Raw genomic sequence first — 15,044 nt, 5'->3', positions numbered from 1 at the left:
CAAATCGTGAGCCGGCCCGCGTCGTTCCGGGTGCTCGGCCCGTTGACTCTCACCTCCGGTTCGGAGGCGCTCGTCCTGCCCCCGTCGAAGGTGACTTCGATGCTCGCCGCGCTGCTGCTGCACCCGGGCGGGGTCGTGCCGGTCGGCGCGCTGCAGCAGGCGATCTGGGGCGACGAGCGGCCCGCCTCGGCCAAGGCCGCGCTGCAGACGTGCGCGCTACGGCTGCGGCAACTGTTCAGCCGGCACGGCATCACCGGCAGCGTCATCGAGACCGTGCCGGGCGGCTACCGCATCACCGCCACCGCCGACACCGTCGATCTGTTGCGCTTCCGCGACCTGACCGGGCGTACGCGGGAAGAGGCGGACCCGGAGGCCGAGCTCGCCATGCTGGAGGAGGCGCTCGCGCTGTGGAGCGACCCGATGCTGGCCAATGTTCCGTCGGAGTCGCTGCACCGTGACGTGGTGCCGCGGATCAGCGAGGAGCGGGTCCGCGCGATCGAACGGCTTTGCGACCTGAAGATCAGCCTCGGGCGGGACCGGTCGGCGCTCGTCGACCTGTGGACGGCCACGCGCGCCTACCCGGCCAACGAGCGTTTCTCCGCGCAGCTCGTCTCGGTGCTCTACCGTGCCGGGCGGCAGGCCGACGCGCTGGCCGAACTGCGCCGGGTGCGCGAACACCTCGGTCACGAGCTCGGCGTCGCTCTCGGACCGGAGCTGAGCGCGCTGGAGTTGACCATCCTGCGCGGCGAGCGGCCGACCCCGGCCGAGAAGGCGCGACCCGCACGGCCGGGTTTCGTGGGCCGGGCCGCCCTGAGCCGTACGATCGCCGACCGGCTGCGCGCGGGCTACCCGATCGTGGCGTTGAGCGGCCCACCCGGCGTCGGCAAGACCGCCCTGGCCCGGCACGTCGCGGACGTCGTGGCCGACGACTTCCCGGGCGGCCAGGGACGATCCGGGGGCCGCCGGCTGCTGCTGGCCGACGATGTGACCGACGCCGGCCAGGCGCGGGATCTCGCGGCCCAGCTTGCCCCGGGCGACGCCCTGCTGGTCACCAGCCGGCAGAGCCTGTCCGGCCCGGTCGCCCGCCTAGGCGGCTGGCTGCACCGGGTCGAACCTCTCGACCTCACCGACTCGCTGCACCTGATCGGTGCCGCGCTCGGCCCCGAACGGGTCGACGCCGAACCACGTAGCGCCGCCGAGATCGCCGCCCTCTGCGACCACCTGCCTTTGGCCCTGCGTATCGCCGCTACCCGCATCCAGCTGCGGGCCCGGATGAGCCTGGCCGACGCCGTCGAGTGGCTGAGCGCGGACCCGCTGGCCCGGTTGAGCCTGCCCGGCGAGCCCGACATGTCCCTGGGATACCGCTTCGACGAGGCGCTGTGCCGGGCCGGTGACACCCTCGCCGCGGCGTTCGTCCGGCTGGCCAACGCCACGCCGGAACGGTTGACCGTGGCGCGGGCGGCGCAGCTGCTCGACACCGGGCCGGCCACCGCCCGCGACCTGCTCGACGAGCTGGTCGACCACAGCCTGATCGAGGAGGCCGCGGACCACTACTGGATCCGCGAGCTGTTCCGGCGTCACGCCAAAGCCCTACCAGCGAAGGGATCCCTGTCATGAGCACTGCCTACGAGACGGTGGCGCAGACCCGGCCGCGGATCCGGCACGACGTGCTGTTCACCCGCACCGAGGACGGTGTGCTGTTCCACAACGCCGACAGCGGTTTCCGGCTCACGTCGGCCACCGCCTACCGGCTGGCGTCGCTGCTCGTCCCGCACCTCAACGGCCGCAACCGGGTCGCCGACATCTGCGCGCCCCTGCCCGCCGCCCAGCGCGGCATGATCGCCGAGCTGGTCAGCGCGCTCTACGCCCGCGGCTTCGCCCGCGACATCCCGGCCGACGAGACCGACCCGGCCGACATCCTCGGTCCGGCGGTCGCGACGCGATTCGCCGCCCAGATCGCCTACATCGGCCACTACGTCGACCGGGCGCCGCAACGGTTCGCAACCTTCCGGAACACCCGGGTCGCCGTGCTGGGCACCGGACCCGTCGCTGTCGCCTGCGCCACCGGCCTGCTGCGCAACGGCGCCGCCGCGGTGACGGTCGCCCCGGAGGTAGCACCGGCGCTGACCGAGCCGGTCGCAACACTGCCCCGCGAGCCCGGCTGGCCCGAGCTGGAGGACGCCCAGATCGTCGTGGTGGCCGCGGGCGACGACGCTCCCCGGGACACGCTGCGGTTGCTCACCGCGGGCATCCCGGCCGACCGGCTGCTCCTGCCCGCCTGGGTGGCCGGCGAGCGGATGCTGATCGGCCCCGCGCAGTCCGCGGACCGCCGCGGTTGCTGGTGCTGCGCGATGCTGCGGTTCGGCGACAACGACGACACCGGTGCGGCCGCCGACGTGTGGCGCGCCGCCGCGTTGCCGTCCGGCGCGTCACCGGCCGCCGCCGAGCCCGAAGGTCCGCTCGCCTCGATGGTCGGCAACCTTCTGGCGTACGAGGTGTTCCGCCTGACGACCGGGGCGTTGCCGGCCGAGACCGACGGCAGCGTGATCGTGCAGCATCTCGCCTCGCTCGACGTCCTTACCGAGCCCCTGATCCCGCACCCCCGATGCGCCTTCTGCCGGCCGGGACAGCCCGCGTATCAAGAGGTCGAGTTCAACGAGACCGGGGAGGCGGAGGACGCGGAGGCGACCGTGGCCCGGCTCGCCGCCCATCAGCCGCTGCTCCAGCCCCACCTGGGCGTCTTCCGCCGCTACGACGACGAGCGCTGGGACCAGACCCCGCTGAAGGTCGGCACGGTCGAGCTCACCGACGCCAACGGCCGGCGCCGCACGATCAGCGCGTTCGACGTCCACCACGTCGCCGGGGCACGGTTGCGGGCCCTGCGAGTAGCCGCGGTTCTAGGATTCGGGTACCCGGCGAAGGACGACGCACCCCGGTACGACGCAGCCCGCCTCGGACTCGCTGACGGGTGGAACGCTCCCGCGACGGCGAGCTGGGCGGCGGCCTGGTCGTTGCTGACCGGCGAGGCGGCTGCGGTTCCCCAGGCGGTGCTGGAACCCTTCGGACCGGCGGACCGCGGCGCGGAACCGACCAGCGCCGGCCGGGGAGCGGGCGCTGACCTGGCCGAGGCAATCCGCAACGGGCTCGCGTCGGCCCTGGCCGGCCAAGCCCTGCGGCAGGTCATCAACGGCCGGGGCACCGTACGGCGGGTTCGCCCCGACACCCTCGGCACCGACCCCGAGCTCGTCTTCCTCACCAAGTCGGCCGCGAACCTGGGCGTCACCGTGGAGCTGCTCGAGCTGCCCGGCGCGGTGCTGCTGGCCCGCACCTCCGACCCGGGGTCGTACGCGCTGGCTTTCGACCCGGTGTGGACGGTGGCGGCCGTCGCGTCTCTGCGGGACGTGCTCGGCCAGGCCCAGTTGCGGGCCCAGGGCGCGGAGCCGGACGTCGGTGACCCGGTGCTGGTCGATTTCGACGCCGGGACGCTGCCCGTGGACGGCGAGACGGACGCCTCCACGGAAGTGGCGCGGCGCTGGTCCGACGTGCTCGACGGCCTGAGTGACGAGGTGCTGGTCGCACCGCTGGGCGCCGCGGGTGGTCTGGTCGCGGTGAAGGTGCTGCTGGCCACCGAGGACGACCGATGATCGGCGACATCGAGACGGCCGCGCTGGGGGTGCGCGACGAGCTGAGCGCCCCCGCCCGGCCGGCCCGCGTCCTGGTCCACGGCCACCTCGCGCTGCTCACGGAGGGCTGCTCGACCTGCCTGGCGCGCCGTTGGCAGGCCGTACGCCACAAGGACCTTCGCGACGCACTCGAGCTCGGCGGCGACACCCGGGCCGCGGGCGATACCCCGTACGGCGTGCCTTTCGCCGTTGATTTCTTGCGGGCCTTGCTTGACACGGGTGTCGGCGAGGGCGTTCTCCAGGTCGACCTGTCCACGCTGCGGGTCACCCGGGTTCCCTTGGTGCCCGATCCGGAGTGCTCCGCCTGTGGCAGCGAGGTCGCCGACGCCCGCGAACTGGCCACGATCGAGCTGGTCGCCACCCCGAAGGCGGCGCCGTTCCGCGGCCGGAACCTCGACGATTACCCGTTGAACGTCGAGGCTTTCGCCAACCCGGTCTGCGGTGCGCTCGGCGGCGGCCTGTGGCAGGACCTCACCTCGCTGTCCACCTCGCCCGCGGTCGGCTCGTTCAGCCTGCGCAGCGGCCGCTACCTGCGCGAGACCCTGTACGGCGGGCACACCGACGGCTATCGCGGCAGCTCCCGGGTCGCCGTCCTGGAGGGCCTCGAACGCGCCGCCGGCCTGCGCCCCCGGGGCAAACGCACCACCGTCACCGCGACCCTGCGCGAACTGGGCCCCGACGCCCTCGACCCGCGCGAGTGCGGCCTCTACACCGACGCGTTCTACGACGCCAACCCGTACGTTCACCGTTTCGACCCGGACCGCCCGATCACCTGGGTCTGGGGCTGGTCCCTGCGCGACCGGCGGGCCGTTCTCGTGCCGGAGATCCTCGTCTACTACCACGCGGCCACGGTCGACGAGCGGTTCGTGCAGGAGACGTCGAACGGCTGCGCCTCCGGGGGTTCGCTGGTCGAGGCGGTCTACCACGGCCTGATGGAGGCGATCGAGCGCGACGCGTTCCTGCTGACCTGGTACGGCAAACGGCCACTGCCCGAGATCGACCCGCAGAGCATCGAGCGGCCGCAGGCCCGCATGATGATCGACCGGCTGGCCCTGTACGGCTACCGCGCCCGCTTCTTCGACACGCGGACGACGTTCGACATCCCGGTCGTCACCGCTGTGGCGGTGCGCGAGGACGGCGGCCTGGGAACGATGGCGTTCGGCGGCGGGGCCAGCCTCGACCCGCAGACGGCGCTCTCCGCCGCCCTGTGCGAGATCGCCACCGACTCGGTAATGGTCCGGCTGCGGTCCGGCGCCGACGAGGCCCGCCTGCGCCGCATGGTCGACGACTTCTCCCGGGTGCAGGGCCTGCACGACCATCCGCTGCTCTACGGCCTGCCCGAGATGGCCGAGCACGCCGCGTTCCTACTGGAGGGCGGTCCTGGCGTCGTGCCGTTGGGCCCGGCCTACGAGAGCGGCGACCTGCGCGACGACCTCGAACTCTGCCTGAAGACCGTCACCGCGCAGGGCTTCGACGTCATCGCGGTCGACCAGACCAGCCCCGAGCAGCGCGACCTAGGGCTGGCCACGGCGAGTGTGGTGGTTCCCGGCCTGCTCCCGATCGACTTCGGCTGGCTGCGCCAGCGGGCCCCGTACGCCTCCCGCCTGCGGACGGCGTTCCGAGGCGCCGGACTGCTCGACCGCGACCTACGCGACGACGAGATCCACTTCGTTCCCCACCCGTTCCCGTGAGGTGCTGCCATGACGCCTGACCAACCCGGCCTCGCCCACGCCTACGCGACCGCGATCCTGCGCCGCGGTCGTGATCCGATGCCGCCGGCCGACTTCACGCCCGACTGGGGCGACGCTCCTCGCCGCGGCAAGTACTACCCGCGGGCGAGCGCGTTCGGGCTGCCCGCGCCCCCGATCGCGGGCGCCGATGTGGACACGGCTCTGACCGGTGCGGGCGACGTCGACGAGCCGTTCACGCTGCCGTTGCTGGCCGGGATGCTTCACCACTCGTACGGGCTTCTGGGCCGTCGCCTCGGCATCCAGGCCAACACCGACCTGGCCGCGCTGCCGTCCTATGCGCACGCCAACTGGCATCGCGGCACGGCCTCGGGCGGCGGGCTCTACCCGTGCAGCGTCTATTGGATCGCCGGGCCCGGGGCCGGGGTCACGCCCGGCGTCTACTATTACGCGCACGCCCGCCATGCGATGCAGCGGATGCTCGCCGGTGACGTCAGCGCCCGGGTCAACGCGGCCGTCGACCCGCCGCAGCCGACCGGCCAGTTCCTGGTGATCGGCGTGAAGTACTGGCAGAACGCCTTCAAGTACAACAACTTCTCGTACCACGCGGTGTCGATGGACGTGGGCACGATCCTGCAGACCTGGCGTCTCTGGGCCGGCGGGCAGGGGCGGCGGATCCGGCCGGTGTTCTGGTTCGACCAGGCGGCCGTGGGCGACCTGCTCGGGCTCGACGTCGACGACGAGGCGCTGTTCGCCGTCGTCCCGCTCACCTGGACCATGCCGGGGCGGGAAAGCAACACACCCGTGCGAAATCGCCACCGGGATCAGGAGCGCTCCCGCACCCTGCTCACCTTCGACACCCTGCGCCAGGTCAATCGGGCCACCGCCGATGCGGTCGAGCGGCCCGCCCCCGAGGCCCTGGCCGCCGCGGAAGCCCATCCGGCACCGCCGGGCGGCACCCGCCTGCCCGCTCCCGCGCCGATGACCGTGCCCCTCGAAGCCGCCCTCACCGCCCGCCGCAGCAGCTTCGGCCGTTTCCTGGCCCGGCCGATGGCGGCCGACCAGTTCGCCGCGCTGCTGCGGGCCACCGCCGCCGACCAACCGCTGGCCCGCGTCTACGCCTTCGTCAACCACGTGGCCGACGTACCGGCTGGAAGCTACGTCTACGACCCGGCCGAGCACAGCCTGGTCACCGTGGCAAGCGGCCCGCCGGGGGAGTTCCTGCAGCGCAACTACTTCCTGGCCAACTACAACCTCGAACAGGCCGCGGTCGTGCTCGTCCCGACCGTACGCACCCACGCCGTGCTCGACGCCGTCGGCGACCGGGGCTACAACCTCGTCAACGCCACCGTCGGCGCGATCGCCCAGACCTTCTACACCGCCGCGGCCGCCCTCGGTCTCGGCGCCGGGGTCGCGCTCGGCTTCGACAGCGTCTCCTACGTCGAGGAGCTGGGCCTGACCGACGAGTTCCCGCTGCTCATCATGCTCGCCGGCCACGACCGGGCGGCCCTGGGCGACTACCGTTTCGAGCTGCGGTGAGCAGCCTGTTCGTGGCCCGCGTGGCCGGCCTCCCGCTCTCGGCGGTCGACCCGCTGCGCGCCCCTGCGACGTGCACATGGGCCGACGAAGTGCTCGCCCTGGAGCAGCGGCTCGCGGTCGGCGCGGCCGAGGTCAGCGACCTCCTGTACGAGCTGGTCAACGACAACGACGACGAGGCGGCCCGGCGGCGGCTGCTGACCCTGCGCCGCCAGATCTTCAACAACGTGCTGCCGGCCAATCCCGATCCGGGACTCGCCGGTCTTCCGGCCGTGCGGGAGTGGCTGGACCTGCGGGCGCTGCTCGCACGTCGCGAAGAAGAGGGCGCCGCGGTCTTCGCGGCCGACTCGACCCGGGCCCGCAGGCACCTGTGGGGTCTCGCCGACGAGCCGCGCCTGCGGGGCGGGCTCCAACTCGCCTCACCCACCCTGGACGAGCAGCTCGGAAAGCCCCCGGAACTGACCCGCCCCGCGAACAAGCGCACCCGCCGGGTCGAGCGCTCGCTGCTCTCGTACCTGTACCGCACCGCCTGCAAGACCAGCCCGTTCAGCACGTTCACGGCCGTCGCCCTGGGCCGTTTCACCGACGGCGGCTTGGAACTCGAGCTCAGCGAGCAGTGGCAGCGGCACGTGCGGCTCAACGTCGTGCTGGTCGCCCGCCTCGCCGAGCTGATCAGCGCCGACCCCCAGCGGCGCGGCGACCTGTCGGTCGAGCTGACCCCCGGCTGGCTCCACGACGCCGACCGCATCCGCTACGTGCGGCACTGGGTCACGACCGGCGACGACAGTGCCGCGGTCAGCTTCGACTCGGTGCGCGACGGCCTTTTCTTCCTGCGCCGCAGCGGCATCCTGGACGAGCTCACCACCCTGCTCCACCAGCGCGGCACGATGCGCTGCGCCGACCTCGTCGACCGGCTCCGCACAGCCACCGGGGCCACCCACGAGGACGGCGAGACCTATCTGTCGACCCTGCTGCGGCTGGGCATGCTCCGCCTGGTCGGCCTCGACACCGACGTTCACGTCAAAGACCCCGTTCGTACGCTCGCCGCCACCCTCGGACAGCTCGACCGGCCCTGGGCCGACCAGCTCGCCGCCCGCCTGCACGAGATCGCCGAACTGGTCGACGCCTACCGTGACGGCGACCTCGACCAGCGCCGCGACCTGCTGCGCCGGCTGCGCACGGCGTTGGCCGGCCTGGGCGGTCCCAGCCTGCCGCAGACGCTGCTCTACGAGGACAGCCGCGTCGCGGGCGAGCCTGTCACCGTCGGCGCCGAAGCCTGGCAGCGTCTGATCGCCACCGACCTGGCCGCCGTCGAACGCGTCCTGCCCGCCTTCGACCAGAACCGGCCGCACCGCATCATGTTCCACGGCTTCTTCCTGGCCCGATTCGGCGTCGGCGGCCGCTGCGACGACCTGCTGCGCCTCGTCGAGGACTTCCACGACGACCTGTACGACCAGTACAGCTCGTACACCTCGGGGCGCCGCCCGTTCGCCGAGGACGGCACGTACACGCCCGAGGAGAACTGGCTCGGCCGGCCCGAGATGACCGCGCTCGACAAAGCCCGTCAGCTCTTCGCGGCCCGCCTCGCCGAGGATTCCGCCGCGGCCGAGCTGACCCTTCCGGCGTCGTTCCTGGACGAGGTCGGCTCCCTGCTCGGAGCAGCCACCGGCCCGCAGGGGCATTTCGTTCAGCTCGCCCTGCGCGACGACGGCCCGCTGCTGGTGCTCAACCAGTCGTTCGGCGGGCTCTCGTTCCCGTTCAGCCGCTTCACCCACTGCTTCGACGACGACACCCCGACCCTGGCCGAGCGGCTGCGCACCCAGGCAGCCGAGAAGGCCCCGCCCGGCGCGGTCTTCGCCGAGCTGACCGGGGGAGCGGCCACCACCAACCTGAACCTGCACGACCGGCTCACCGACTACGTCATCGTCTGCCCCGGCGAGACCAGCAGCGTCCCCGCCGACCGCCGGCTGACCCTGGACGACCTCACCCTGGTGCACGACCCGGCGACCGACCGCATCGTGCTGCGCTCGACCCGCCTGGGCCAGGAGATCGTGCCGGTCTACCTGGGTTACCTGGTTCCGATGGCCCTGCCCCAGATTCCCCGTACGCTCCTGCTGCTCTCGCCGGCGTCGATGGTCCGCCTCGACGTGTGGCGCGGCGTGCCCTCCACGGCGAGCACCGACGGCGTCACCACCCGCCCCCGCCTGCGCGTCGGCAACGTCGTGCTCGCCCGTCGAAGCTGGTCGGCCCGTGTGGGTGACCTGCCCGGCACGGGCGACCCCGGCGCCGACCCCGCGGCCTTCCTCGGCTGGCGGCGGTGGCGGGCGCGTCACGGCGTACCCGAACAGGTCTTCGCCACCGTCTATCCGGCCCGTTCGATGACCAATCCCAAGCCGCAGTACGTCGATTTCGCGAGCCCGCTGTCGTTGCAGGCGTTCCGGTCCTCACTGGACGGCCCGGACGATCGGGTTGTGCTGCGCGAGATGCTGCCCGCCGCCGGCGAGCTGGCCGCCGGCGGACACGTCAGCGAGCTGGCCGTCGAGACCTTCGAGGAGAACCGATGAGCAAGTGGCTCGCGCTGCACGTCTTCTACGCCGCGAACCCCCAGCCGCTGCTGGTCGAGTGTGTGGCGCCGCTGATCCGGGAGCTGAACGACCAGCAGTTGCTCGACGGCCACTTCTACATCAACTACTGGCTGGAAGGGCCGCACGTGCGGCTGCGCCTCAAGCCGCGCACGCCGGACGACGAACCAGCCGTCCGGGCGTACGCCGAAGCCGCGATCAGCCGGTTCCTGGCCAAGCGGCCCGCGCTCTACGCGATGGGCACCGGATATCTGCGGGAGCTCTACGACATCCTGTTCGCGCTCGAGTTCCCGGCCGGGCGGCCGGCCGAACTGGTCGACGGCAACGGGCAGATGCTGTTGCAGCCCAACAACTCCTACTCCTATCGACCCTACGAGCCCGAGTACGCCAAGTACGGCGGGCCGGCCGGCGTCGAGCTCGCCGAGTGGCACTTCCGGCACTCCACCGACACCGTGCTGCACGCGGTCTCGTCGATGAACCTGCACCTGCGCCCCGTGCTGCTGGGCACCGCCGCGCAGCTCATGACCGTTCTGGCCGGCACATTCCAGCCCGACCGCGACGAGCTGACCGAGTTCTTCGACCGCTACCACCAGTTCTGGCACCGCGCCTTCACCGGCACCAACCTCATCGGCACCGACGAATACACCCGCATGTACGACGGGGTCGCCGTCGAACTGGGCCGCCGGGTGCGCCGGATCCTCGACCTCGTCGGGCGGGGCGAGACGGGACGGCTGCCGGGCTTCCTGCGCGGGTGGGGTGCGCACGCCGTCGAGCTGCGGGCAAAGGTGCTCGCGCTGCCCGGCCACGGCTTCGCCGATCCGCTGACGGCGCTGCTCTCGCCCTATCTGCACATGACCAACAACCGGCTGCACGCCACGATCCGCGACGAGGCGTACCTGTCCTATCTGCTGGCCCGCGTGCTGCGCGAACAGGTGGTCACCGCGTGAAGACCAAGCGGCCCCGGCTGCGCGAGGACCTCGTCTTCTCGCGGCCGCTGCAACGCGGACCCGACACGGTCTACCTGGTCAAGGACCGGCACAGCGGACGAGCGTACGAGATATCGCCCAAGGAACAGTTCCTCATGCGCCGCCTCGACGGGACGCGCTCCCTCGAGGAGATCGGAGCCGAGTACGCGGTTGCCTACGGTCGCCGGCTCGGCGACGACCACTGGACCCGGCTGCTGTGGCTGCTGCACGAGCGTGACCTGTTCTCGACCCCCTTCGTGGAGGTTCAGCCCCGTTCCGTACGGCTCGCCGGCTGGGCGCGGCGGCTGCGATGGCTGCTGCATCCGTCGGTCTTCACGCTGCTCGCGGTGCTCGTGGCCGTCGTACTCGTGGTCGTGGCGTTGAGGATCGGCCCGCTCTGGCACGATGCCCGGCCCGCGTTCGGCGACCCCCTCAGTCTGGTCGCGCTGGTGGTGCTCGCCTGGGCCGGCGCGGCGCTGCACGAATTCGCGCACGGCATCGTGGCCGTCCACTTCGGAGCAACCGTAACGCGCATCAATCTGCTCCTGCTCACGTGCCGGGTGGAGGACTACCTCTACCTGCCGCGGCGGTCGCGGCAGGTGATGATCGCGGCGGCCGGGGCGGTGGCGAACGGGCTGGTCCTGATGCTCGTCGGCGCCGTGCTCGCCGTCGTGCCGGGTCCCCTCTTCAGCGCGTACGTGCTGGTGGCCGCCGTTCAGACGATCGTCAACGTCATCCCGTTGCCGCCGCTGGACGGTTACAAGATCGTCAGCCATTCGTTCGGTCTGCTGAACCTGGCCCAGGAGAGCCGTCGCTTCGTGCTTCGCCGGGGCCGTGGCTATCCGCGGACCGTCGCTGTCCAACTCGGACTTTTCGCGGCCTGGTGGCTCCTCGCGGTCGCCGCGGTCGCTGGGCTGGTCATATTCGTGGCGGGCTATCTGCTCGTACCGTCGCTCGGCGGGTTCGCCTACGCTCTGCCGGCCGCTGTCGTCGGACTCACGATCGCCGGCTGGCTGGCCCGGCCCCGTACCCGAAAAAATTGATGAAAGGCGATCCCATGTCATCCACCGACGGTCCAGCGATCGTGCTGGACGCCGTGAGCAAGTCGTACGGCGAGGTGAGAGCGGTCGACGAGATCACCATCTCGATCGGCCGCGGCGAGTTCTTCGGTTTGCTCGGCCCGAACGGCGCGGGCAAGACCACCCTCATCGAGATGATCGAGGGTCTGCGGGTTCCCGACTCGGGCAGCGTCACCGTGCTGGGCATGTCGCCGGCGCCGCGCAACCTCAAACTGCTGCCGCTGATCGGGGTGCAGACGCAGGGCTCGGCGTTCTTCACCCGGCTGACCGCGCGGGAGCACCTGGTGACGGTGGCCGCCCTCTACGGCCTGCCGCCGGCCGCCGCCGAGCGGGCGCTGGAACTGGTCGGGCTGACCGGCTCGGGCGACGTGCGGGTCACCAACATCTCCGGCGGCCAGCGGCAGCGGCTGGCCATCGCGTCGGCCCTCGTGCACGACCCGCAGGTCATCTTCCTGGACGAGCCGACCGCCGCCCTCGACCCGCAGGCCCGCCGCGACCTCGGCGCGATGCTGCGCAAGCTCAAGGCGACCGGCAAGACCATCGTCTACACGACCCACCACCTCGACGAGGCTCAGGGACTCTGCGACCGGGTCGCGATCCTGACCGGGGGACGGGTCCTGGCCCTCGACAGCCCGCGCGAACTGATCGCGAGCTCCGGGATCGGGACGCGGCTGGTCGTCCCGGCCGGGCGGCTGACGCTTCTCGAGGCCGAAGAGCTCGACGGCGTCGACCGCGTCGACGTCGTGGCCGACGAGGGCATCGTGCTGCACACCACGCAGACCGCGCGGGTGCTGGCCGCCCTCGGCGACCTCGACGACGTCGAGACCCGGCCCGCCACCCTGGAAGACGTCTACCTCGAACTGACCGGAGCACCGCAGGCATGAGCGCATACGCCGCACTGTCCCGAGCCACCTACAAGGCGACCGTCCGCGACGCCACGACCCTGTTCTTCACGTTCGCCTTCCCGCTGGTCTTCCTGGTCATCTTCGGGCTGATCTTCCGCGGCCAGGAGGTGGGGGACACCGGACGCGGCTACATCGACTACATCGCGCCGGGCGTGCTCTCGTGGGGGCTGGCCAGCGCCGCGCTGTTCGGGGTGTCGTTCACGCTGATGCAGTGGCGCAACGACGACCTGCTGCGCATCATCCGGCTCTCCCCGGCCAGCCTGTGGTCGGTCATCGGCTCCCGCTACGTGGTCGCGCTGGCCATCGGCGTGGCGCAGAGCGTGCTGTTCGTCGGCGTCGCCATGCTGCCCGGCTTCGGCATGCGCCCCGACGCGACGTGGCCGCTCGCCATCCCGACGATGCTGCTCGCGGTCACGGCGTTCCTGGCCCTCGGGCTGATCGTCGGCTCCCGCGCCAACACGGCCGAGGCGGTGGCCGCGATCGCCAACTGCATCGTGGTGCCGATGGCCTTCCTCTCCGGCTCGTTCTACCCCCTCGAGCTGATGCCCGGCTGGCTGCAGGGGATCTCCAAGGCGCTGCCGCTGCGTTACGTCAACGACGGCATGGCGTACGCCTTCACCAGCTTCGGCACGATGACCGACTACCTGGTGTCGTGCGCCGCGCTGCTCGCCTTCGGCGCCGTCTTCGCCGTAATCGGCGTACGGACGTTCCGCTGGAGCAACAACTCGTGACCGCTCCCGTGGCGGCGGCGCGCCCCACCCCGCTCTCCGCCGCCGCGGTCCACCTCGCCGATCACCTGCACACCCGTTGGAAGGCCCAGCCGCTCGGCCCCGAACCGCGCGTGGCGAGGCTGGGCGGCGGTGACGCGGCGGGGCCCGATCGACGCGACGCCAACGTGCACCTCAGCGCCGCCGCCGTGCTGATCGGCCCGGCCGGGGGATGCGGGCATTGCCTGGCCATCCGATGGCAGCGACTACGCGGCCGCAGCGAACGCGACGCCCTCGAGACCGGCGACCGGATGGCCGCGACCGGGCCTTGGCCGAAGCTGACCGCCTTTCACGTCGACGCCGTCTGGGACCTCTACCGCCTCTCCTACGCGAGCGTTTTCTCACCCGACCGTGCTGTTTCCCGTCTCGATCTCGGGAGCCTGCGGGTCGACAGCTATCCGATGCTGGCCGAGCCGCTCTGTCCCGGTTGCTCGGACGCCCAGCCTGACGTGCCTGTGGTGTTCGAGCTGCAGCCCCGGCCGAAACCCGGCCCCGATGTCTACCGGCTGCGGGCGCCGGCCGACTATGCGATGCCGGAGGCCGCGCTCGTCAACCCGGTCTGCGGCGTGCTCGGCGCGGGCACCCAGCTCACGATCACCTCGCCGACGACCGCGCCGGTGAACGGCAGCGTCTTCATCCGGGGCTACGGCGGGCTGCTCGACGTCTCCTGGAGCGGTCAGACCACCGGATATGCGAAGAGCAGGTCACTGGCTTACCTGGAAGGCCTTGAGCGGTATGCGGGAACCCACCGCCGCCGCAATCTGACCCCGGTCGTCGCCGCCTATGACGACCTCGGCGACCAGGCCCTGCACCCGGACCGCTGCGGGCGATTGCCCGACGCGGTCTACGACGCCGATCCGATCCTGCAACCCTTCGACCCCCGGCGGCCGATTCCCTGGGTGTGGGGGCAGAACCTGCACACCGGCGGGCCCGTGCTGGTTCCCCGGCGGCTCAGCTTCTACAGCTCGCCGGCCGCGGGCGACACCTTCCTGCTCTCCTCGTCGAGCGGCTGCGCCACCGGCAGTTGCCTGGAGGAGGCGATCCTCTTCGGACTGCTGGAGCTCATCGAGCGCGACGCCTTCCTGCTCGCCTGGTACGGCGACCTGACCCTGCCCCGCATCGACCTCGACTCCGGCCCACCCGCCGTGCGCGCGATGGCCGACCGCGCCGAGCTGCAGGGCTACCGGCTTTACGCGTACGACAATCGGATCGACCTCGACGTACCGGTGGTCACGAGCGTCGCCGTCCGGCACGACGGCGGTCCGGGGTTGTTGTCGTTCGCGGCGGCCGCGCATCTCGACCCGTCGCAGGCGCTCGCGGGTGCGCTGGCCGAGACGCTCACCTATGTCCCGCACCAGCCTTCCACCGTACGGCGTCGCCGGTCTGAACTTGAGGCGATGGCTGATGACTATTCGCTGGTGCAGCGGCTGCCTGATCACTCAGCGCTGTTCGGCCTGCCGCGGATGGCCGTTCACGCCGCGAGCTACCTGACCGACGACGCCGGCCTTCCCGCGGACCGGCTCTACGCCGAGCGCCCGCGCACGATGGACCTGCGCGATGACCTGCGGCGCGTGCTGGACCTCCTGCGTACGCGGGAACTGGAAGCGATTGTCGTCGACCAGACAACACCTGAGCAGGCGGCGATCGGGTTGCATTCGGTCTGCACGATCGTGCCGGGGTTGCTGCCGATCGACTTCGGCTGGCGGCGGCAGCGGGCACCGCACATGCCGCGTCTGCGAACCGCGCCCGCGGCGGCCGGCTTCACCGTCGGCGACCTTCGCCTCGTGCCGCATCCGTTCCCTTGACAGGCAACGTGGCAGGCAACCTGGCAGGCAAAAC

8 protein-coding genes and 2 pseudogenes are annotated in these 15,044 nt (G+C 71.8%); all 10 read left to right on the top strand.

Annotated features, from left to right (window positions below; all coding sequences use genetic code 11):
* Positions 1-6 precede the first annotated feature (6 nt).
* Positions 7-1,587 (top strand): annotated as a pseudogene (locus tag EER30_RS29345) (AfsR/SARP family transcriptional regulator); the annotation flags it as partial.
* Between the two features lie 26 nt (positions 1,588-1,613).
* The gene (locus EER30_RS29340; RefSeq protein WP_127503873.1) at positions 1,614-3,644 is read left to right on the top strand and encodes a TOMM precursor leader peptide-binding protein; all 2,031 of its coding nucleotides are present in this window, start codon (positions 1,614-1,616) and stop codon (positions 3,642-3,644) included.
* Positions 3,645-3,664: 20 nt separating this feature from the next.
* Positions 3,665-5,374 (top strand): annotated as a pseudogene (locus tag EER30_RS29335) (TOMM precursor leader peptide-binding protein); the annotation flags it as partial.
* A 9-nt stretch (positions 5,375-5,383) separates the two neighbouring features.
* Positions 5,384-6,910, top strand: coding sequence for a nitroreductase family protein (locus tag EER30_RS29330; protein ID WP_127503871.1), 1,527 nt, complete (start codon positions 5,384-5,386; stop codon positions 6,908-6,910).
* Positions 6,907-9,471: a lantibiotic dehydratase gene (locus EER30_RS29325; RefSeq protein WP_127503870.1), complete on the top strand. Its 2,565-nt coding sequence runs from the start codon at positions 6,907-6,909 to the stop codon at positions 9,469-9,471. Before EER30_RS29330 ends, EER30_RS29325 begins: the two co-directional genes overlap by 4 nt.
* A complete protein-coding gene (locus tag EER30_RS29320; RefSeq protein WP_127503869.1) occupies positions 9,468-10,436 on the top strand; it encodes a thiopeptide-type bacteriocin biosynthesis protein in 969 nt (322 codons plus the stop codon). Before EER30_RS29325 ends, EER30_RS29320 begins: the two co-directional genes overlap by 4 nt.
* Complete coding sequence (locus EER30_RS29315) at positions 10,433-11,497, top strand: metalloprotease (RefSeq protein WP_127503868.1); 1,065 nt, start codon at positions 10,433-10,435, stop codon at positions 11,495-11,497. The genes EER30_RS29320 and EER30_RS29315 overlap by 4 nt, the downstream gene beginning before the upstream one ends.
* A complete protein-coding gene (locus EER30_RS29310; RefSeq protein ID WP_127503867.1) occupies positions 11,497-12,417 on the top strand; it encodes an ABC transporter ATP-binding protein in 921 nt (306 codons plus the stop codon). Before EER30_RS29315 ends, EER30_RS29310 begins: the two co-directional genes overlap by 1 nt.
* On the top strand, positions 12,414-13,169 hold the full coding sequence (locus EER30_RS29305) for an ABC transporter permease (protein WP_127503866.1): 756 nt from the start codon (positions 12,414-12,416) through the stop codon (positions 13,167-13,169). Before EER30_RS29310 ends, EER30_RS29305 begins: the two co-directional genes overlap by 4 nt.
* On the top strand, positions 13,166-15,010 hold the full coding sequence (locus tag EER30_RS29300) for a TOMM precursor leader peptide-binding protein (RefSeq protein WP_127503865.1): 1,845 nt from the start codon (positions 13,166-13,168) through the stop codon (positions 15,008-15,010). Before EER30_RS29305 ends, EER30_RS29300 begins: the two co-directional genes overlap by 4 nt.
* The last annotated feature ends 34 nt before the right edge of the window (positions 15,011-15,044 follow it).

This window comes from Actinoplanes solisilvae, from assembly GCF_003999975.1.
GTDB classification, from domain to species: Bacteria; Actinomycetota; Actinomycetes; order Mycobacteriales; family Micromonosporaceae; genus Actinoplanes; species Actinoplanes solisilvae.
This window is presented reverse-complemented; position numbering and strand designations above follow the sequence as displayed.